Here is a 20,233-nt window from a genome sequence, read left to right as displayed (position 1 = left end):
GCCGGGGCCCTTATTCGAAAGGAAGAGACAATGAATCACTACACACGCTGGCTTGCGCTGAAAGAAGAAAACCCGGGTCAATACGCACGTGACATCGCAGGCTTAATGAACATCAGCGAAGCAGAGCTGACCTTCGCCCGCGTGGGCCACGACGCCTGGCGCCTGCACGGCGACATCCGCGAAATCATCGGCGCGCTGGAAGCCGTGGGCGAGACCAAATGCATCTGTCGTAACGACTATGCAGTTCACGAGCAGGTGGGCGCGTTTACGCATCAACACCTTAGCGGCCACGCCGGGCTGGTACTGAATCCGCGGGCGCTGGATCTGCGCCTGTTTCTCAACCAGTGGGCGAGCGCGTTCCACATCAGTGAAACCACCGCCCGCGGTGAGCGTCAGAGCATTCAGTTCTTCGACCTTCAGGGCGATGCCCTGCTGAAAGTTTACACGACCGATAACACCGATATTTCTGCCTGGGGCGACCTGCTTACGCGCTTTATCTTTGCCGATAATCCCCCACTGGCGCTGAAGCATGCCGATGTCCCTGCCCACAACGAAAAGGCTGATGCCGCCCTCGTTGATCAGGAGTGGCGCGCCATGACCGACGTGCATCAGTTCTTCGGCCTGCTGAAGCGCCACAATCTGAGCCGCCAGCAGGCGTTTCGTCTGGTGGGTGACGATCTGGCCTGCAGGGTAGACAACACCGCTCTGGCACAGCTGCTGGAAACGGTCCGCCTGGAGGGGAATGAAATGATGATCTTCGTCGGCAACCGCGGCTGCGTGCAGATCTTTACCGGCGTGGTGGAAAACGTCGTCTCGATGAAAGGCTGGCTCAACATCTTCAACCCAACCTTTACCCTGCATCTGCGGGATACGTCCATCGCCGAAACATGGGTGACGCGTAAACCCACCGCTGACGGGCACGTCACCAGCCTGGAGCTCTTCGCCGCCGACGGGACGCAAATCGCTCAACTGTACGGTCAACGCAGCGAAGGTGAACCAGAGCAGCGTCAGTGGCGCAGCCAGGTCGACGCCCTGACCCGAAAAGGGCTGGCCGCATGAAAAAATGGCTCGCCCTGCTCTGCGCCCTGCCGCTGGTGACGTTCGCGGCCACACCGCAGAAAATTGTCGCCCTGGGGGGTGACGTGACTGAGATTGTTTATGCCCTTGGCGCGGGATCGTCACTGGTTGCCCGCGACAGCACCAGCCAGTGGCCGCAGGCGGCGAACGCCCTGCCCGACGTCGGCTATTTGCGCCAGCTTAACGCGGAGGGGATCTTATCCATGCGCCCGACGCTGGTGCTGGCCAGTGCTCAGGCGCAGCCCTCGCTGGCGTTAAAACAGGTCGAGGAAAGTCACGTCAGTGTCGTCACCGTTCCCGGCAGTCATGACCTGAGCGTGATTGACGAAAAGGTGCGAGTCATTGCCGAAGCGACGCATCGCGAAGCACAGGGTGACGCATTGCGCGCCAGGCTGCGCCAGGCGCTGGCAGCCCTGCCCACCTCGCCACTCGACAAACGGGTGCTGTTTATCCTCAACCACGGCGGGATGACCGCGATGGCTGCCGGACAACAGACCGCCGCGGATGCAGCCATTCGCGCAGCGGGTTTGCAAAACGCGATGCAGGGCTTTACCCGTTATCAGCCGCTGTCCCAGGAAGGCGTGATTGCCAGCCAGCCTGACCTTGTCGTGATTTCGCAGGACGGCGTAAAGGCATTGGGTGGCGAAGCGAATGTGTGGACACTTCCCGGCCTGGCGCAAACGCCGGCGGGACGGAACAGGCAGGTGCTGGCCATCGACGATATGGCGCTGCTGGGCTTTAGCGTGCGCACGCCGCAGGCCATACAGCAATTGCGCACCCGGGCGGAGCAACTGCCCTGATGTCCCGACGGATCGCGTTGTCGCTGTGGATGCTGGCCGCCATCCTGACGGTCATGACGCTGGCGGCCTCCGGGGCTGGCGCACTGCATCTGCCGGTCAGTCTGCTGTGGCGCGGCAGTGATGAAACCCTGCGTCAGATCTGGCTGACCATTCGTCTCCCCCGGGTTCTGCTGGCGCTGGTCACCGGCGGCTCGCTGGCGCTGGCAGGCTGCGTTATGCAGGGGCTTTTTCGTAATCCGCTGGCGGATCCGGGGCTGCTTGGGATCAGCAGCGGCGCTGCGCTGGCCGTAGCGCTGTGGGTGGTCATTCCCCTCTCGCTCCCCGCGCTGATGATGCTTTACGCTCCCATGATCGCGGCATTTGGGGGTGCGCTGGCGGCCACCTTCGTCATTTTTGTCCTTAGCCAGCAGCGTAACAGCACACTTTCACGGCTGTTACTGGTAGGCATTGCCCTCAATGCCCTGTGCGGTGCGGCAGTCGGCGTACTGTCATGGCTCAGCAATGATGCCCAGCTTCGCCAGCTCTCCCTCTGGGGCATGGGCAGCCTGGGTCAGGCGCAGTGGTCTACGCTGCTGGCCGTCACCTCGCTGATGGTGCCAGGCGTTCTGATTATCTGGCGTCTTGCCTGCACGCTCAATTTACTGCAGCTGGGTGAAGAAGAAGCGCACTACCTTGGCGTGGCGGTGGCGACGGTACAGCGGATCCTGTTGCTGTGCAGCGCCTTACTGGTTGCCGCCGCGGTTGCCGTCAGCGGGGTGATTGGTTTTGTCGGTCTGGTGGTGCCGCACCTGATACGGATGTGGCTGGGCGCCGATCACCGGGCCGTGATCCCCGGCTCCGTACTGGCCGGGGCGTCGCTGCTGCTGGTTGCCGATACGGTGGCGCGCACGCTGGTCGCACCGGCTGAAATGCCGGTCGGTTTACTGACCAGTCTCTTCGGCGCGCCGTGGTTCCTGTGGCTCATTTTTCGTCGTGGAGGCGCACATGGCTGAACGCTACTGCGCGGAACGTCTTGTTTATCAGGTCGGGCAACGGACGCTTATCAACGACGTGTCGCTGGCGTTATCTCCGGGGGAAATGGTGGCGTTGATTGGGCCTAACGGTGCCGGAAAATCGACGTTACTGCGCCTGCTCACGGGCTATCTCACGCCTTCTGGCGGGCAATGCAGCCTGGCGGGTACGCCGCTTGAGGCGTGGCACCCGCAAAAGCTTTCACGCCGCCGGGCAGTGATGCGCCAGAATACGCAGCTCGGTTTCGACTGGCCGGTCGACGCGGTGGTGGGTATGGGCCGCGCGCCCTGGACGCGCTACCCGGAAGCCCCGGTTGTCGAAGCCGTAATGGCGATAACGGGCTGCCTGCCCCTCGCAGACCGACACTTTTCGGCCCTCTCCGGTGGCGAGCAACAACGGATCCAGCTCGCCCGCGCCCTGGCGCAGCTCTGGCATGACGGCGGGCCACGCGGCTGGCTGTTTCTCGATGAACCCACTTCCGCGCTGGATCTTTACCACCAGCAGCATCTGCTGCGGCTGTTGAAATCCCTGACCCGTCAGGGCGATTTTCACGTGTGCGTGGTGCTGCACGACCTCAATCTGGCAGCGCTGTGGGCGGACCGGATCCTGCTGCTGCATAACGGCACGCTGGTTTCTCAGGGCACGCCGGAAATGGTTTTACAGGCCGACGCGCTGGCCCGGTGGTATGGCGCTCAGGTATACGTTGGCCCACATCCGGTTCACGCCTCACCGCAGGTGTTTCTCGCCCCCTGACCGGGCTGATAAAAATCTTTCAGCGTCTCAAGCAGGGCATGCGCCGCTTTTGAAAGCTGCGTATGCCCGGGGTGGATCACGCCGATGCATTTTTCAATCGGCGGGTTATCGAGTGGAATACAGACCGCGCCTAACGAGGTCATCTGCGCCTCACACAGTGCCGGGACCGCACTGCCGCCCAGACCGCTGGCGACCATTCTGCCCACCGTCACCAGCTGATGGCTCTCCAGCGCCACATCCAGTTTACGACCGCTGCGGGCCAGCTCCTCTTCCATCATCAGACGAACGGCCGAAGGGCGCTGCAGGGTAATGAAATCCAGCGTCAGTAGCGCCTCCCATGAAAGGCGTTTTTTGGCTGCCAGAGCGGATGATTTCGGCACAATGGCGACAAATCGATCGAGACCCAACGGCGTAAAAAGCAGGTTATGGGTCGGCGCCGGTTCAAACGCGATCCCCATCTCGACCCGCCCTTCCCGCACCATTTCAATTACCTGCTCGTTGATAACATCGTGCACGGTGACGTTGATCCCGGCGTGGCGATCGCGAAATGCCTTGAGCACCTCCGGCAGGACATTCGCCGCAAATGACGGCATCGCCGCGACTGAGATTTTGCCGCGCTGCAGCGTAAAGCACTGATGCATGGCCTCTTCGGCGTTATCCCAGTCCGCCAGCAGCTGCCGCGCCATCGGTAAAAAGGTTTCCCCCTCCTGCGTCAGCGCCACCTTGCGGGTGCTGCGCTGCAACAGCGGTCCCCCCAGCGCCTCCTCCAGACCCTTGATCGTCAGGCTGAGCGCCGGCTGGGAAAGATTCAGCCGTTCACTGGCATGCGCGAAATTCAGAGTGTGAGCTACCGCTAAAAACGCGCGTAACTGTTTGACACTCATTCTCATTTTTCACCTTGTTAACTAATTGAAAAAATTTAGTTAACAGGAAATTAATAAAAAAACCAAATGAGTGGGTCACAAATTCAAAATTAACAAATGAGTCGCCGCCCCTAATGATACCGGCACGGATAACGGGAGGGATGATTATGGCGGGACTGGATAAGCGCGTCGGCAGCTATGCGCAGGCGCTGGACGGGCTGACGGACGGAATGACATTGCTGGCGGGCGGCTTCGGCCTGTGCGGCATTCCTGAGAACCTGATTGCCGAAGTCAGACGCCGTCAGGTACAGGGGCTGACGGTGGTTTCAAACAACTGCGGCGTCGATGGTTTTGGTCTCGGGATACTCCTTGAGACGCGCCAGGTACGAAAAGTGGTGGCGTCGTACGTGGGCGAAAACGCGCTGTTCGAGCAACAGGTGTTGAGCGGCGAGCTGGAAGTGGAACTCACCCCACAGGGAACCCTGGCAGAAAAGGTTCGCGCTGGCGGAGCGGGTATTCCGGCGTTTTACACGGCCACCGGCTATGGCACCCCCGTGGCTGCTGGCAAGGAAGTTCGCCAGTTTGCCGGCAAGCATTATGTCCTCGAAGAGGCCATCACCGGCGATTTTGCGCTGATCAAGGGCTGGAAAGCGGACTGGTACGGCAACGTTATCTATCGCCATACCGCGCAAAACTTTAACCCGCTGATGGCCACCGCGGGCCGGATAACGGTAGTGGAAGTGGAAGAGATCGTCGCCCCGGGCGAACTGCCCCCGTCGGCCATTCATACCCCGGGGATCTACGTCGACAGGCTGATTGTCGGCCAGTTCGAGAAACGCATTGAACAGCGCACGCTGCGCGCAGAGGGAGTCTGAAGATGTTAACCCGTGAACAGATGGCCATGCGCATCGCCCGAGAACTGCGCGACGGTTACTACGTCAACCTGGGGATAGGGATCCCGACCCTTGTGGCGAACTATATTCCGGCGGGAATGGACGTAATGCTCCAGTCTGAAAACGGCCTGCTGGGGATGGGAGCCTTTCCGGATGAGCAGAGCCTTGACGCCGACATGATCAACGCCGGTAAGCAGACCGTCACCGCGAGGATCGGTGCCGCCATCTTCGACTCGGCTCAGTCGTTCGCCATGATCCGAGGTGGCCATGTTGACCTGACCGTACTCGGGGCGTTCGAAGTGGATGTCGAAGGCAACATCGCCTCGTGGATGATCCCGGGCAAGATGGTGAAAGGGATGGGAGGCGCGATGGATCTGGTCGCCGGGGCGCAGAACATCATTGTGGTGATGACCCATGCCGCAAAAAACGGAGAGTCAAAACTGCTGCCGCGCTGCACGCTGCCGTTGACCGGCGCTGGCTGCATCCGTCGGGTGTTAACCGACCTTGCGTTGTTGGAGATTGAAGACGGCGCGTTCATTCTGCGGGAATACGCCCCCGGCGTCAGTATTGACGACATCGTCAGTAAAACAGCCGGGAAAATCATCGTGGCGGACGACGTGCGCGAGATGCGCTTCAACTGAGGAGTGAACATGAATGAGGTCATGATTGTCGGGGCCACGCGAACCCCTGTAGGCAGTTTTCGCGGATCGCTCTCTTCCTTTTCCGCGGTTGAACTGGGTGCCGTAGCGGTTCGTCGCCTGCTTGAGAACAGCCGGCTGTGCGCAGATCAGGTAGACGAACTGATTTTCGGTCAGGTGCTGACGGCAGGGTGCGGACAAAACCCCGCCCGTCAGACCGCTCTCACGGCCGGATTGCCCGTCAGTACGCCCGCGACAACCGTCAATCTGGTGTGTGGTGCCGGCTTAAAAGCGGTGCAGCTCGCCGCGCAGGCTATCCGCTGCGGCGATGCCGACGTGGTTATCGCTGGCGGCCAGGAGAGCATGAGCAATGCCCCTTACCTGCTGGACGGTGCGCGGTCAGGGTTGCGTTTTGGTCATACAGGATTGCAGGACAGCATGATAACGGACGGCCTGTGGGACGCATTTAACGATTATCACATGGGCATCACCGCGGAAAACGTTGCCCGCCAGTATGGTATCTCCCGCGAGCAGCAGGACGCTTTTGCCGCCCGGTCGCAGCAAAAAGCGGCGTCGGCCATTGCGCGCGGTCTGTTTGACGCGGAGATGGCTCCGGTCACGGTAAGCGAGGGTAAAAAGCCGCCGAGCCTGGTCAGCAGTGATGAACAACCCCGGCCGGGAACCACCGCTGAGCAACTCGCGCACCTGCGCCCTGCCTTTCGTCGTGAAGATGGAACGGTGACGGCGGGTAATGCCTCAACCCTGAACGATGGTGCCGCTGCGGTGCTGTTGATGAGCGGTGAAAAAGCGCGGGAAAGCGGATTACCGATCCTGGGACGGGTCGTGAGTTATGCCGTGACCGGCGTTGATCCATCGGTGATGGGCATCGGGCCGGTCAGCGCCTGCCAGACGGCTCTGGCCCGGGCAGGCTGGGCGCTGGATGAGGTGGACGTCATTGAAGCGAATGAAGCCTTTGCCGCGCAGGCGCTGGCCGTTGGCAAACTGCTCGGCTGGGATGAACGCAAGGTGAACGTTAACGGTGGTGCGATTGCGCTTGGCCACCCCATCGGCGCCTCTGGCTGTCGGATCCTCGTCACGCTGCTGCATGAGATGCAACGCCGCGACGCGAAAAAAGGGCTCGTCACCCTGTGTGTGGGAGGTGGGCAAGGCATTGCATTAACCCTTGCGCGCTAACCGCGCCCGGACATCTCGTTGGTACCCGAATATAACAATGATAGTGAGGAGTCATAATGAGTGTGTTGATTGCCCTGGCGGCGCTGGCATTGCTGATGCTTGCGGCCTATCGCGGATACAGCGTTATTCTGTTTGCCCCCATCGCGGCGCTGGGTGCCGTGCTGCTGACCGACCCGGGGGCCGTCGGCCCGACGTTTACCGGTCTGTTTATGGAAAAGATGGTCGGCTTCGTCAAGCTCTACTTCCCGGTGTTCCTGCTGGGTGCCGTGTTTGGCAAGCTGATTGAGCTTTCCGGTTTCTCACGCGCTATCGTCGCTGCAGCGATCCAGATCCTCGGGCGCCGCCATGCGATTCCGGTCATTGTGCTGGTGTGTGCATTGTTAACGTACGGCGGCGTTTCGCTCTTCGTGGTGGCGTTTGCCGTCTATCCTTTTGCCGCCGAACTGTTCCGCCAGAGCGGCATCCCCAAACGTCTTATCCCGGCGACCGTCGCTCTGGGTGCGTTCTCGTTTACCATGGACGCCCTGCCCGGTACGCCGCAGATCCAGAACATTATCCCCACCAGCTTCTTTGGCACTAACGCCTGGGCCGCGCCGTGGCTTGGGCTGATTGGCTCGCTGTTTATCCTCTGTTTTGGCCTGCTCTGGCTGGAGCGTCAGCGGCGAAAGGCGCTCAACAACAATGAGGGTTACGGTTCCGATCTGAAAAATGAACCTGAAACGCCGGACAACATTAATCTGCCCCATCCGCTGATCGCCATTTCCCCTCTGCTGCTGGTCGGGATCCTCAACCTGCTGTTTACCCGCTGGATCCCCGGCTGGTATGGGACGCGCCATGAGCTTACCCTGCCCGGGCTGGCGAAGCCGATTGTCACCGAGGTCAGCAAAATCACCGCCATCTGGGCCGTGGAAGCGGCGCTGATCGCGGGTATTGTCATGGTACTGCTTTTTGGATTTCGCAATATCCGGGGACGGCTGGCAGAAGGCAGCCGGACGGCGGTCAGCGGCGCCATTCTGGCGGCAATGAATACCGCATCTGAATACGGTTTCGGGGCGGTGATCGCTGCGCTGCCCGGTTTTCTGGTCTTATCCAAAGCGCTCGCCGCTATCCCGAACCCGTTGCTCAACGAAGCCATCAGTGTGACCGTGCTTGCCGGGATCACCGGTTCGGCGTCGGGCGGGATGAGCATCGCCCTTGCGGCCATGGCCGATACGTTTGTCGCGGCCGCCCACGCAGCCAATATCCCTCTGGAGGTTCTCCACCGCGTGGCCTCGATGGCCAGCGGCGGCATGGATACGCTTCCCCATAACGGGGCCGTGATTACGTTGCTTGCCATTACGGGTCTGAGCCATCGTCAGGCGTATGGCGGCATTTTCGCTATCACTCTCATCAAAAGTCTGGCGGTGCTTTTTGTCATTGCCGTGTTCTATCTCACCGGCATTGTGTAAGGAGAATAAAATGAATCTGAACGGTAAAACCGCACTGGTGACCGGCTCGACCAGCGGTATTGGACTTGGGATCGCTGGCGTGCTGGCGAAGGCCGGCGCGCAGTTGATTCTTAACGGTTTCGGCGACAGTGAATCGGCAAGAGACGAAATCGCGAAACGGGGTAAAACGCCGGGCTATCACGATGCGGACCTGCGTGACGTCCAGCAGATTGAAGCCATGATGCACTACGCCGAAACCCGGTATGGCGGAGTCGATATTCTGATCAACAACGCCGGTATACAGCACGTCGCACCTGTTGATGCGTTCCCGGTGGAGAAATGGAACGACATTATCGCCATCAACCTCTCTTCCGTCTTTCACACCAGCCGACTGGCGCTGCCTGCGATGCAGGCAAAAAACTGGGGGCGCATCATTAATATCGCCTCCGTGCATGGGCTGGTTGCGTCGAAAGAGAAATCCGCCTATGTTGCCGCCAAGCATGGCGTGGTGGGCTTTACCAAATCCCTGGCGCTGGAGACCGCCCGCACCGGTATTACCGCCAATGCCATCTGCCCGGGCTGGGTGCTGACCCCGCTGGTGCAGCAGCAAATCGACAGACGTATTGCCGATGGCGTCGCACCGGATGTCGCTCGTGAGCAACTGCTGGCAGAGAAACAGCCCGCCGGTGAGTTTGTTACGCCGGAACAGCTAGGCGAGCTGGCGTTGTTTTTGTGCAGTGACAGCGCCGTACAGGTCCGCGGCGCCGCCTGGAATATGGATGGCGGATGGGTCGCACAGTGACCGCGGTATCGGCATAAAAAACCTGGCACCGCAAGGTGTCAGGTTTTGTCGGCCCGGGCTAGCTCGAACAGCTCACTTCCAGGCGTTTTCCCCAGTCCGGCGGACGGCTGACATAGTCGTCATCACGGTCAGCAAACGGCGTACGCAGAGCCACATGCAGGCGATGTAGTTCGTCATACTCCCCCTGCTCTGCCTGTTCAATGGCCCGCTGCGCCAGCCAGTTGCGCAACACCATCGCCGGGTTCGCCGCATTCATTTGCGCCTGACGGGTTGCGTCGTCGACCTGCTCTTGCTGCAACCGCGCACGGTAAAGCGCAAACCAGTCGTCAAAGCCCTGCCTGTCAATGAACTCGTCGCGCAGCGGTGAGGCACTACTGTGTTGCTCAGTCTGGCTCAGCATCCGGAAGGTGCGGGTGTAATCGCTGCCTTCACGTTCCATGAGGGCAAACAGAGCGTTCAGGATGTCGTTATCGCCCCTCTCCTGCGTCACCAGCCCCAGCTTGTTGCGCATCAACGCGCCATATTCGCGCAGTAAAATGTCCTGGTAGCTGTCGAGCGCATCATTCAGGGCATCAACGTCGATAAACGGCGACAGAGTTTGCGCAAGGCGCTGCAGGTTCCACAGGCCAACAGCCGGCTGATTGTCGAAACTGTAACGTCCCTGATAGTCAGAATGGTTGCAGATATAACCCGGCTGATAGTCATCAAGGAAGCCAAACGGACCGTAATCAAAGGTCAACCCGAGAAGCGACATGTTGTCCGTGTTCATCACCCCATGGGCAAACCCGACCGTCTGCCAGCGGGCAATCATGGTTGCGGTACGGGCTACCACATCGCGGAACCAGAGAATGTACTTATCGGCCTCGTCCTGGAAATGAGACCAGTGATGACGAATGGCATAATCCGCAAGCTGGCGGACTTTTTCCGGCTCACGACGATAATAAAAGTGTTCAAAGTGGCCAAAACGCAGATGGCTTTGCGCAACGCGCATAAGCATCGCCCCTTTTTCCATCGTTTCACGCGCCACCGGGGTGTCACTGGTTACAATCGACAGTGCGCGGGTGGTGGGGATCCCCAGCGCATGCATCGCTTCGGATGCCAGACATTCGCGAATAGTCGAACGCAATACCGCGCGCCCGTCGCCCATTCGCGAGTAAGGGGTCAGGCCGGCACCCTTCAGGTGCCAGTCCATCGTCTCTCCGTTGGGCAGCCGTTGTTCGCCCAGCAGGATCCCCCGGCCATCGCCCAGTTGTCCTGCCCAGACGCCAAACTGATGTCCGCTATAGACCTGAGCCAGAGGCTGCATACCGGCAAGCAGCGTTTCGCCTCCCCAGACGCCAGCGCCGTCGGAGGGATGAAACATCTCAGGTGGAACAGCCAGCTCATCTGCCAGCCGATCGTTATGCCAGATAAGACGGGGATTTTGTAACGGTGTGGGTTTGAGTGCGGTATAAAAACCCGGCAACTCGTCATGCCAGTGAGCAGTAAAAGACAGGGTCATAGGTCCTCCTGCTTTTAGTGTAGAGGGTTTACCCGGACTTAAACACGGGCGAAAGAGAGGGTTATCACTGAACGAGCGTGGTGACGTGCTCTGCAGAGACGGCCGGCCAGAGCGCCCCCTGCATTGCGCCAAAGTTAAAGGACAAGACGCGCTGCAATAAGCCGTGGTCATCAATGCCGCCGACGAGCACGGACTGACAGTGAGGCGTTATTTGCCAGAGGATTGCGCGCATAAAAGGCTCAAAAGAGAGTTCAGAAGCACGCTGCTGGATAAATCCCTTGTCGAGAATGACCCGTTTAAACAATCCATCATAAACGGCTTTCAACGACGCTGCGCCTGCGCCAAAGTTTGCCAGCACCAGCGGAAAATGGATTGCCATTCTCGCCAGCTGCAGATCGTCCTTCCCGTTATTTAAACCTGGATAATTCTCATTAACAGTAAACTCAAGAAACGGATAACGCTCAAGTATTGAAACAGCGTTCCCATTACTTAATAAAAATTCAACAATTACAGGTGTAATATTGATCCATGCAATTAACTGATGCTGAATAAAAAACAGTTTACAGGTATCAAGCAATTGCAATTTCTCGTTAAACAACGCTAACTCTTCTTCAGCAGAAAGCCGAGGGATAACGAGTTCGGTGGGGATCCGAACGTGGGTACCGACGCCAGTAAAGTTAACCAGAACCTCTAAACCTTTAAGCTCGCCGGCGCTATTTCGGGCAGGCAGAAGCATCAGTTCAGACTGGTAAGCATTATCTAGCGTAATAATCATTGCACTCGCCCCGCATTAAAGATGAGAGAGGACATCCTGGAGCAATTGCCGACACAATTCCACTGTCTTGATTTTAATAAGATTAATTTCATTAGTTCCGTATTATTTTTCAGATTTATCCCTGAATCTAAAATAATCTTATCCTGGTTGCTCAGTAATAGCCAGTTTTAGATAAAACAGACACCTGAGGAGATAAGTCATTTTTCGTAAATTTAACTTTAAACCTCTTATTTGAGAAAAAATGGCATGATTTATTAGTTATCATGCCATCATAAGAGACTGCTCTTTGACAGACTAAATACGTCGTGCCTGCCAGAAGTTTTTACGCCAGTAAACATTATCGAGCGACGAGCGCATCACCCCACGACTGGTCGAGGCGTGAATAAACTGATTATCGGTATCATAAATACCGACGTGAAGCCCACTGTCACCCGAGCCGGTTTTGAAAAAAACCAGGTCGCCGGGCAGCAAATCATCTTTATCGATTTCCGTGCCAATTTCCGCCTGTTTGCGCGTTTCGCGCGGAAGCTGTAAATCAAACTTATCGCGAAACGTCATCAGAACAAAGCCAGAACAATCTACGCCCCCACGGCTCATGCCGCCATAACGATAGGGCGTGCCGCGCCAGTTGCTCAGCTGATCGTTAAGGCTGGCAATGACGGTAATAGAATCTGAAAGCCGCGGGTTAGGCGGCGGCGCACGATGGCTACTGCATCCCGCAAGAAATAACGCGGCCATCAGGAGAAACCAGAATCGCATTTTCAGACGAATCCTCTGCTTTTTTTGTTCTTTTCGTAATTTAGCGTGCAACGGCGTTAACAGGCAAGAAACGGTTACGCCTGCGCGGTAGAAATCAGCATCTTATGCCCTTCTATATCCAGCCTGCGGAAAGACATATTGTACGCGCGGGCAAGATTTGGCGGCGTCAATACCGCATCGCGCGTGCCGCTGGCAATCATCTTTCCTCGCGCCAACAGCCACACCCGGTGGGCGTGACGCAGCGTATGGTTCAGGTCATGACTGCTCATGACCACGCCGATCCCTTTTCTGCTCAGGGAGCTTAACAGGGTGTCCAGCGCGGCCTGTTGTGCCACATCCAGACCGCTCATCGGTTCATCCAGAAGCAGCAGTCTGCCGTGCGGATTGCCGGCCGGGTGAATCTGCAAAATGACGGCCGCGAGACGCACGCGCTGCCACTCGCCCCCGGAAAGCTGGCTGGCATGCCGGGACAGTTTATCTTCTAGCCCTAATCCCGCCGCTACCTCAGTGAGCAGCGACGTATGCTGTTTATCGTGCAGATGCAGCATCAGGTAGTGCCAGACGGGCATCGCAAAGGGCGGGACCTGCTGCTGCACCAGATAACTGCGCCTGTGCGCCAGCGAGACTGGCGACCAGTCAGCAAGGTTATGCTCCAGCAGGGTTATCTCCCCCGCGCCGGCGGTCATCCCCGCCATGCGCGCCAGTAAGGTGCTTTTTCCTGCGCCGTTCGGCCCGACAAGATGCAGGATTTCGCCTGCATTGATGGCACCGGTTATCGGCTCCAGACGCCCCGTATCGGCGACGTCCGTGAGCTGCATCAGCAACGTCATTATTTCGCCAGCGCCAGCTTGATAGACTCCATCACAATCGGATCTTCAGGCGTCATGTCCGGTGAAAAACGCTGTACCACCTGTCCGTCACGACCAATAAGGAATTTTTCAAAATTCCACAGGATATCGTCCGGATAGAGCGGCGCGCGTCCTTTACTGGCCATGCGCTCATAAAAACCGCTGCCTTCCGGCGCAACGGCGGTCGGCGCGGCCGCCACCAGCTTGGCATACAGGGGATGGCGATGTTCACCGTTAACATCGATTTTGCTGAACATCGGGAACGTCACACCGTAGGTGGTGCTGCAAAACGTTTTGATTTCGTCTTCGCTGCCCGGCTCCTGGCCCAGGAACTGGTTGCACGGGAAGCCCAGCACGGTGAAACCGTCTTTCTCCCAGGCTTTTTGAATGTTTTCCAGCTGCTCATACTGCGGCGTCAGGCCACATTTGGAGGCCACATTCACGATGAGCAGCACGTTGCCTTTATAGCTTTCCAGCGTGGTTTTCTCACCCTCAATGGTGGTCACTTCGGTATTCAAAATATCAGACTGCATAGCATTCCCTCAGGTTATCTTACGGGTAGTGATTTAACGTCCGGATTTTAATAGTAGCCAGATAAATACCGGCGCGCCCAGCGTGGCGGTCACCACGCCTATTGGCAGCTCAGCGGCTGTCAGGGCGAGCCGGGCGATGATATCCGCCACCAGCAGCGTTACCGCCCCGGCAACCGCCGAGGCCGGCAGTAAGGTTCGATGGTCGGTGATCCCGCACAGACGCAGCATGTGGGGGATAACCAGCCCAATAAAGCCAATCGCCCCGGCCAGTGCCACGCTCACCCCAACCAGCCAGCCAATGGCAATGACCAGCACGTTACGCCAGAAGCCTATCGGCATGCCAAGCTGGCGGGCCGAGGTTTCCCCCAGCGCGAGAATATTCAGCGGCTGTGCCTGCAGGCCTGCCCACAGCAAGACCGGTATCAGCAGTGCCATCAGCCAGCCCTGGCGCCAGTCTACGCCCCCGAAGCCGCCCATCATCCAGTACATCAACTGACGCAAGTCAAAGGACGTGGAGAAATACACCGCCCAGGTCATCAGCGCGCTACAGATGATCCCCAGAGCCACCCCGGCAAGCAGCAGCCGACTGGTTGATAAGTGCCGTCTGGCAAAGCGCAAAAGGATTACTGTTATCAGCAACGCGCCGATAATGGCGCTGAGGCTAATTCCCCATGAGGAGAGTTCCCCCCCGCCCAACATCACCGCCGCCACCAGCCCTACGCCCGCGCCATTCGACACACCGAGCAGCCCGGGCTCCGCCAGCGGGTTATCAAATAATGCCTGCATAATGGTGCCGCACAGTGCCAGCGCGGCGCCCACCAGGATCACTGCCAGCGTGCGCGGCAGACGGATTTGCCAGACGAAAAGCTGCCCCTCAGGCTCAAACCAGTGTTCAGGTCCTATCCACTGTTCCCCTGCGCACAGGCTAACGCCTGCGGTAACAATGAGCAGCAGCACGAGCAAAAGCAGGTGTCGTTGATCTAAACGGTGCTGGCGATGGGCATAATCAAGCATGGACATGGTTTTAGTAGCGTGTGATGTAATTGATTTTACGGCGGGTTTGCCAGAGAGCGCAAAGAAAAAAGGCCGCGTGAGCGGCCTTTTTAGTTAGTTCATATTACTCTGCTTTGGGCGTTGCGTTTTCGACACGGCTTTTTAACTTCTGGCCGGGTCTGAAGGTCACCACGCGGCGGGCTGTAATCGGAATATCTTCCCCCGTCTTTGGGTTACGGCCCGGACGTTGGTTTTTGTCACGCAAATCAAAATTGCCAAAACCGGAGAGTTTTACCTGCTCACCATTTTCCAGAGCACGACGGATCTCTTCGAAAAACAGCTCTACCAGCTCTTTGGCATCTCGTTTGCTAAGCCCAAGCTTATCAAACAGATATTCTGACATTTCAGCTTTTGTAAGCGCCATAGGTTCAATCCCTCAATGATGCCTGGAATCGCTCTTTTAATGCCTCTACACATTTGGCGACGGTAGCGGCAATCTCCTCTTCTTCGAGTGTACGGCTGGTATCCTGAAGGATAAGGCTAATAGCGAGGCTCTTGAAACCTTCTGCTACGCCCTTGCCGCGGTACACGTCAAATAAGTTTACGCCAACTACCTGATTTACGCCAACTTTCTTACATTCGGCCAAAATATCTGCTGCGGGCACATTTTCCGCGACCACAACCGCGATATCACGGCGGTTTGCCGGGAAGCGTGAGACGTCGCGGGCCTGAGGAATAACGCGGTCTGCAACCGGGCTCCATTCCAGCTCGAACACGATGGTACGGCCGTTCAGGTCCAGCTTGCGCTCCAGCTCAGGATGAACAACGCCAATGAAACCAATGCGTTTGCCGTCTAAATAGATAGCCGCGCTCTGGCCTGGATGCAGCGCAGGGATCGCTTCTGCACGGAATTCAATTTCAGATAATTTACCGGTCAGATCGAGAATTGCTTCCAGATCTCCCTTCATATCGTAGAAATCAACCGTGCCTTTTGCCAGGTCCCAGTGCTCTTCGTAACGGTTACCGCTGATGGCACCAGCCAGCATGAGATCCTGACGGATGCCTAAATTTGCCTGATTATCCGGTACAAAGCGTAAACCACTTTCGAAAATTCGCACGCGGTTTTGCTGACGATTCTGGTTGTAAACGATAGTCCCCAGCAGACCGGTCCACAGGGACAGGCGCATCGCGGACATTTCGCTGGAGATTGGGCTTGGCAGGATCAGCGCCTCCTGGCCCGGATGGATCATCTGCTGCAGTTTTGGATCAACAAAGCTGTAGGTGATCACTTCCTGATAACCTTTGTCGTTCAGCATGGTTTTCACACGCTTAAGAGACAAATCTGCTTCACGGTGGCTTCCCATCACCAGACCCGCCTGAACAGGCTCATCCGGGATGTTGTTGTAGCCGTATACGCGAGCCACTTCTTCCACCAGATCTTCTTCGATCTCCATGTCGAAACGCCAGGATGGCGCAACGGCTTTCCACTCGTCCTGCCCTTCGGTCACATCACAACCCAGGCGGCGAAGGATATCGCTGACCTGTGCGTCAGAAACATGGTGACCAATCAGACGATCCAGCTTGCTACGACGCAGGGTAATGGTCGCACGCTTCGGTAACGTCGCTTCGTGGGTGACGTCGATAACCGGGCCCGCTTCACCGCCGCAGATGTCGATCAGCAGACGCGTCGCACGCTCCATCGCTTTGTGCTGCAGTGCCGGATCGACGCCACGCTCATAACGGTGAGAGGCATCGGTATGCAGGCCGTGACGACGTGCGCGACCGGTGATAGAGAGCGGGCTGAAAAACGCACATTCCAGCAAAACGTTTTGCGTTTCATCGTTTACACCGGAGTGTTCGCCACCGAAGATACCGCCCATCGCCAGCGCTTTAACGTGGTCCGCTATCACCAGCGTATCAGCATTCAGTTTTGCTTCGCTGCCGTCGAGCAGAACCAGGGTTTCGCCCTCTTTCGCCATACGCACCACAATACCGCCTTCGATACGATCTTTATCGAACGCGTGCATCGGCTGACCCAGCTCCAGCAGAACATAGTTGGTCACGTCAACGACGGCGTCGATAGAACGAATACCACAGCGACGCAGCTTCTCTTTCATCCACAGCGGGGTTGGCGCTTTTACGTTAATGCCTTTCACCACGCGACCAAGGTAGCGTGGGCACGCATCAGCGGCTTCAACCTGAATCGGCAGTGTGTCACTGATGGTAGCGTCAACCGGTACGATTTCCGGTACGTTCAGTTCAGTCTGGTTCAGCACGGCCACATCGCGGGCCACGCCGATAATGCCTAAGCAGTCCGCACGGTTTGGCGTCACGCTGATTTCAATGGTGTTGTCATCAAGTTTCAGGTATTCGCGGATGTCGGTACCAATAGGCGCATCAAGCGGCAGCTCAATGATGCCATTGTGATCGTCGGAAATACCCAGCTCAGAGAACGAACACAGCATGCCTTCAGACGGCTCACCGCGCAGTTTCGCTGCTTTAATTTTAAAATCGCCCGGCAGTACTGCCCCCACGGTCGCCACGGCCACTTTCAGGCCCTGACGGCAGTTTGGCGCGCCGCAGACGATATCCAGCAGGCGATCGCCGCCTACGTTAACTTTTGTCACACGCAGCTTGTCAGCGTTAGGGTGCTGACCGCACTCAACCACTTCGCCCACAACGACGCCATTGAAAGCGCCAGAAACCGGCTCAACACCGTCAACTTCCAGACCCGCCATGGTGATCTGGTTGGAAAGCGCTTCGCTATCAAGCGTGGTGTTCACCCATTCGCGTAACCACAGTTCACTGAATTTCATTGTTCTGTCCTGCCCTTATTTAAACTGTTTGAGGAAACGCAGATCGTTTTCGAAGAATGCACGCAAATCGGTCACGCCATAGCGCAGCATTGTCAGACGCTCCATGCCCATACCGAACGCAAAGCCGGAGTAGACTTCTGGATCGATACCCACGTTGCGCAGAACGTTTGGATGCACCATGCCGCAGCCCAGCACTTCCAGCCATTTGCCGTTTTTACCCATCACGTCAACTTCCGCAGACGGTTCAGTGAATGGGAAGTAGGACGGACGGAAACGAACCTGCAGGTCTTCCTCAAAGAAGTTGTTCAGGAAATCGTGCAGCGTACCTTTCAGGTTGGTAAAGCTGATGTTCTTATCAACAATCAGGCCTTCCATCTGATGGAACATCGGGGTATGGGTCTGATCGTAGTCGTTACGGTACACGCGGCCCGGTGCGATGATGCGGATCGGGGGCTCCTGCTCCTTCATGGTACGGATCTGAACGCCCGAGGTCTGAGTACGCAGCAGACGGGTGGCGTCGAACCAGAAAGTGTCGTGGTCAGCACGTGCCGGATGATGGCCTGGAATATTGAGGGCGTCGAAGTTGTGGTAATCATCTTCGATTTCCGGGCCAGTCGCCACGGTAAAGCCGAGCTCACCGAAGAAACTTTCAATGCGATCAATGGTGCGGGTAACCGGATGCAGGCCACCATTTTCAATACGGCGACCCGGCAGGGAGACATCGATAGTCTCTGCCGCCAGACGCGCATTCAGCACCGCGCTTTCCAGCTCAGCTTTGCGCGCGTTCAGTGCCTGTTGCACCTGCTCTTTGGCTTCGTTAATGACCGCACCCGCTGCCGGGCGTTCCTCTGGCGGCAGTTCACGCAGGGTTGTCATTTGAAGGGTCAAATGCCCTTTCTTACCGAGATATTCGACGCGGACATTGTCTAACGCGGCAACATCTGAGGCCTGATTAATGGCGGCTGTTGCACTGGCAACCAGCTCTGCGAGATGTGACATGATTTTCCTCATTATGTCGGTGCAGACACCGATTTGGTGGAGTTATTCTCTCGAATTTAGACACAAAAAAAGCCTCCATCAGGAGGCTTATCTGGCGCTGTTTTTCGTTTCATCTTTCACGCGCTAGCCTCCTGAATTCAGGTGCTAAAGTAAAAGAAGAAGCGGAAAATAGCAGCATTCATGCTTGCGTTACCTTGTGTGGTAAAAAACCGTTAAGACCTTATTGAAAAGGTTGCACGGGTAAAAGTCAATGTTCTGATGGTGTTAAATGAAAAGAGGGAGCGAAGCCCCCTCTTTCAACTGGCTTATGCCAGTGCTGCTTTCGCTTTTTCGACCAGAGCGGTGAACGCTACTTTGTCGAATACTGCGATGTCAGCCAGGATCTTACGGTCGATTTCAACAGAGGCTTTTTTCAGGCCGTTGATGAATTTGCTGTAAGAAATACCGTTCTGACGTGCTGCTGCGTTGATACGCGCAATCCACAGTTGACGGAACTGACGCTTACGTTGACGACGGTCACGGTAAGCGTACTGACCTGCTTTGATAACAGCCTGGAAGGCAACGCGGTATACGCGTGAACGCGCACCGTAGTAGCCTTTAGCTTGTTTCAAAATTTTCTTGTGACGTGCACGTGCAATTACACCACGTTTTACGCGAGCCATATGTGCTCTCCTGTATCTATATTCTTAGTAAAAAATTAAACGTTAACGGCTTATGCGTACGGCAGGCACGCGATAACCAGACCCAGATCGCCTTTAGAAACAAGGCCTTTTGGACGCAGGTGACGTTTACGCTTAGTAGATTTTTTGGTCAGAATATGACGCAGGTTTGCGTGCTTACGCTTAAATCCACCACCACCGGTTTTTTTGAAGCGCTTAGCAGCACCGCGTACGGTCTTAATTTTTGGCATCTTAATTACTTCCACTTCGCATTGTTAAATAAACGAAACATAGGCGAACAAAACCTATGAGACCCGAAGGCTCCACAGGTTTTGCTGCTTGAAGGCCTTACTGTTTCTTCTTAGGAGCGAGCACCATGATCATCTGGCGGCCTTCGATCTTCGTAGGGAAGGATTCGACTACTGCCAGTTCACTCAGATCGTCACGGACGCGGTTAAGCACTTCCATACCAATCTGTTGGTGGGCCATCTCACGACCGCGGAAACGCAGTGTGATCTTGGCCTTATCGCCATCTTCCAGAAAGCGAATCAGGCTGCGGAGTTTTACCTGATAATCGCCATCGTCGGTACCAGGACGGAATTTAATTTCCTTAACCTGGATAACTTTTTGCTTTTTCTTCTGTTCCTTAGAAGACTTACTCTTTTCATAAAGGAACTTGCCGTAGTCCATGATACGACAAACTGGCGGTTCGGCGTTAGGGCTGATTTCAACTAAATCTACTCCAGCTTCTTCAGCCTTTTCGATCGCTTCTCTCAGACTCACAATCCCCAGCTGCTCGCCTTCCAGACCTGTTAAGCGAACTTCCTGGGCGCGAATCTCGCCATTGATACGATTCGGACGTGCCGTTTGAACTCGTTTTCCGCCTTTAATA

The 20,233-nt window shown here is 56.7% G+C and carries 23 protein-coding genes and 1 other annotated feature; of the genes, 9 read left to right on the top strand and 14 right to left on the bottom strand.

Translation table 11 applies throughout. The annotated features are described in order from the left end of the window. Positions 1-30: 30 nt before the first annotated feature. The 4 genes from ACN9MQ_RS09385 to ACN9MQ_RS09370 are packed head-to-tail and all read left to right on the top strand — an operon-like array spanning position 31 to position 3,641. The gene (locus ACN9MQ_RS09385; protein WP_134179188.1) at positions 31-1,059 is read left to right on the top strand and encodes a hemin-degrading factor; all 1,029 of its coding nucleotides are present in this window, start codon (positions 31-33) and stop codon (positions 1,057-1,059) included. Beyond that, on the top strand, positions 1,056-1,877 hold the full coding sequence (locus tag ACN9MQ_RS09380) for a heme/hemin ABC transporter substrate-binding protein (protein ID WP_153853322.1): 822 nt from the start codon (positions 1,056-1,058) through the stop codon (positions 1,875-1,877). The genes ACN9MQ_RS09385 and ACN9MQ_RS09380 overlap by 4 nt, the downstream gene beginning before the upstream one ends. Beyond that, positions 1,877-2,869, top strand: a complete 993-nt coding sequence (locus ACN9MQ_RS09375; protein WP_032681198.1) for a FecCD family ABC transporter permease — start codon at positions 1,877-1,879, stop codon at positions 2,867-2,869. Before ACN9MQ_RS09380 ends, ACN9MQ_RS09375 begins: the two co-directional genes overlap by 1 nt. Next, positions 2,862-3,641: a heme ABC transporter ATP-binding protein gene (locus ACN9MQ_RS09370; RefSeq protein ID WP_041162550.1), complete on the top strand. Its 780-nt coding sequence runs from the start codon at positions 2,862-2,864 to the stop codon at positions 3,639-3,641. Before ACN9MQ_RS09375 ends, ACN9MQ_RS09370 begins: the two co-directional genes overlap by 8 nt. Here ACN9MQ_RS09370 and ACN9MQ_RS09365 read toward each other — a convergent pair. After that, positions 3,608-4,531, bottom strand: a complete 924-nt coding sequence (locus ACN9MQ_RS09365) for a LysR family transcriptional regulator (RefSeq protein ID WP_020884395.1) — start codon at positions 4,529-4,531, stop codon at positions 3,608-3,610. The genes ACN9MQ_RS09370 and ACN9MQ_RS09365 overlap by 34 nt on opposite strands. Before the next feature lie 140 nt (positions 4,532-4,671). Here ACN9MQ_RS09365 and ACN9MQ_RS09360 point away from each other — a divergent pair, with 140 nt between their 5' ends. Genes ACN9MQ_RS09360 through ACN9MQ_RS09340 form a run of 5 tightly spaced genes read left to right on the top strand, consistent with a single transcriptional unit; the run spans position 4,672 to position 9,458 of the window. Then, entirely contained in the window at positions 4,672-5,379 is a 708-nt protein-coding gene (locus tag ACN9MQ_RS09360) for a CoA transferase subunit A (RefSeq protein ID WP_032677981.1), read from the top strand. A 2-nt stretch (positions 5,380-5,381) separates the two neighbouring features. Further along, entirely contained in the window at positions 5,382-6,038 is a 657-nt protein-coding gene (locus ACN9MQ_RS09355; RefSeq protein ID WP_252068151.1) for a 3-oxoacid CoA-transferase subunit B, read from the top strand. Positions 6,039-6,047: 9 nt separating this feature from the next. Beyond that, complete coding sequence (locus tag ACN9MQ_RS09350) at positions 6,048-7,229, top strand: acetyl-CoA C-acetyltransferase (RefSeq protein ID WP_426021435.1); 1,182 nt, start codon at positions 6,048-6,050, stop codon at positions 7,227-7,229. Between the two features lie 53 nt (positions 7,230-7,282). Continuing rightward, positions 7,283-8,677, top strand: coding sequence for a GntP family permease (locus ACN9MQ_RS09345; protein ID WP_223145393.1), 1,395 nt, complete (start codon positions 7,283-7,285; stop codon positions 8,675-8,677). A 10-nt stretch (positions 8,678-8,687) separates the two neighbouring features. After that, positions 8,688-9,458 (top strand): 3-hydroxybutyrate dehydrogenase, encoded by a 771-nt coding sequence (locus ACN9MQ_RS09340; protein ID WP_032681201.1) that lies wholly within the window; start codon positions 8,688-8,690, stop codon positions 9,456-9,458. Between the two features lie 58 nt (positions 9,459-9,516). Here the strand turns inward: ACN9MQ_RS09340 and selO are convergent, their stop codons facing one another. From selO to infC, 13 genes are all read right to left on the bottom strand, one after another. After that, positions 9,517-10,959, bottom strand: coding sequence for a protein adenylyltransferase SelO (selO, locus tag ACN9MQ_RS09335; RefSeq protein WP_426021434.1), 1,443 nt, complete (start codon positions 10,957-10,959; stop codon positions 9,517-9,519). 64 nt (positions 10,960-11,023) lie between these two features. Beyond that, positions 11,024-11,734, bottom strand: a complete 711-nt coding sequence (locus ACN9MQ_RS09330) for an EAL domain-containing protein (protein WP_020884402.1) — start codon at positions 11,732-11,734, stop codon at positions 11,024-11,026. A gap of 294 nt (positions 11,735-12,028) precedes the next feature. After that, entirely contained in the window at positions 12,029-12,493 is a 465-nt protein-coding gene (locus tag ACN9MQ_RS09325; protein ID WP_020884403.1) for an NlpC/P60 family protein, read from the bottom strand. A 74-nt stretch (positions 12,494-12,567) separates the two neighbouring features. Then, positions 12,568-13,323 (bottom strand): vitamin B12 ABC transporter ATP-binding protein BtuD, encoded by a 756-nt coding sequence (gene btuD / locus ACN9MQ_RS09320; protein ID WP_196087758.1) that lies wholly within the window; start codon positions 13,321-13,323, stop codon positions 12,568-12,570. Continuing rightward, on the bottom strand, positions 13,323-13,874 hold the full coding sequence (locus ACN9MQ_RS09315) for a glutathione peroxidase (protein ID WP_014169696.1): 552 nt from the start codon (positions 13,872-13,874) through the stop codon (positions 13,323-13,325). Before ACN9MQ_RS09315 ends, btuD begins: the two co-directional genes overlap by 1 nt. Positions 13,875-13,907: 33 nt before the next feature. Then, positions 13,908-14,888 carry a vitamin B12 ABC transporter permease BtuC gene (gene btuC / locus ACN9MQ_RS09310; RefSeq protein ID WP_025204397.1) on the bottom strand — a complete coding sequence of 327 codons (981 nt, stop codon included), beginning with the start codon at positions 14,886-14,888 and terminating at the stop codon, positions 13,908-13,910. 103 nt (positions 14,889-14,991) lie between these two features. Further along, positions 14,992-15,291 (bottom strand): integration host factor subunit alpha, encoded by a 300-nt coding sequence (gene ihfA / locus ACN9MQ_RS09305; RefSeq protein ID WP_003857805.1) that lies wholly within the window; start codon positions 15,289-15,291, stop codon positions 14,992-14,994. Positions 15,292-15,295: 4 nt separating this feature from the next. Further along, positions 15,296-17,683: a phenylalanine--tRNA ligase subunit beta gene (gene pheT / locus ACN9MQ_RS09300; protein WP_073396608.1), complete on the bottom strand. Its 2,388-nt coding sequence runs from the start codon at positions 17,681-17,683 to the stop codon at positions 15,296-15,298. Between the two features lie 15 nt (positions 17,684-17,698). After that, positions 17,699-18,682 carry a phenylalanine--tRNA ligase subunit alpha gene (gene pheS, locus ACN9MQ_RS09295; RefSeq protein WP_020884406.1) on the bottom strand — a complete coding sequence of 328 codons (984 nt, stop codon included), beginning with the start codon at positions 18,680-18,682 and terminating at the stop codon, positions 17,699-17,701. 62 nt (positions 18,683-18,744) lie between these two features. Further along, positions 18,745-18,869, bottom strand: a sequence feature (Phe leader region). Then, entirely contained in the window at positions 18,820-18,864 is a 45-nt protein-coding gene (pheM, locus tag ACN9MQ_RS09290; RefSeq protein WP_001386830.1) for a pheST operon leader peptide PheM, read from the bottom strand. Its footprint overlaps the feature before it by 45 nt. Before the next feature lie 118 nt (positions 18,870-18,987). Beyond that, complete coding sequence (rplT, locus tag ACN9MQ_RS09285; RefSeq protein ID WP_000124850.1) at positions 18,988-19,344, bottom strand: 50S ribosomal protein L20; 357 nt, start codon at positions 19,342-19,344, stop codon at positions 18,988-18,990. 50 nt (positions 19,345-19,394) lie between these two features. Then, positions 19,395-19,592 carry a 50S ribosomal protein L35 gene (gene rpmI, locus ACN9MQ_RS09280; protein WP_003030583.1) on the bottom strand — a complete coding sequence of 66 codons (198 nt, stop codon included), beginning with the start codon at positions 19,590-19,592 and terminating at the stop codon, positions 19,395-19,397. Between the two features lie 97 nt (positions 19,593-19,689). Further along, entirely contained in the window at positions 19,690-20,232 is a 543-nt protein-coding gene (gene infC / locus ACN9MQ_RS09275; protein WP_023616141.1) for a translation initiation factor IF-3, read from the bottom strand. Position 20,233 lies beyond the last annotated feature (1 nt).

The organism is Enterobacter sp. R-25, from assembly GCF_049913205.1.
Taxonomy (GTDB): Bacteria; Pseudomonadota; Gammaproteobacteria; order Enterobacterales; family Enterobacteriaceae; genus Enterobacter; species Enterobacter ludwigii.
This window is presented reverse-complemented; position numbering and strand designations above follow the sequence as displayed.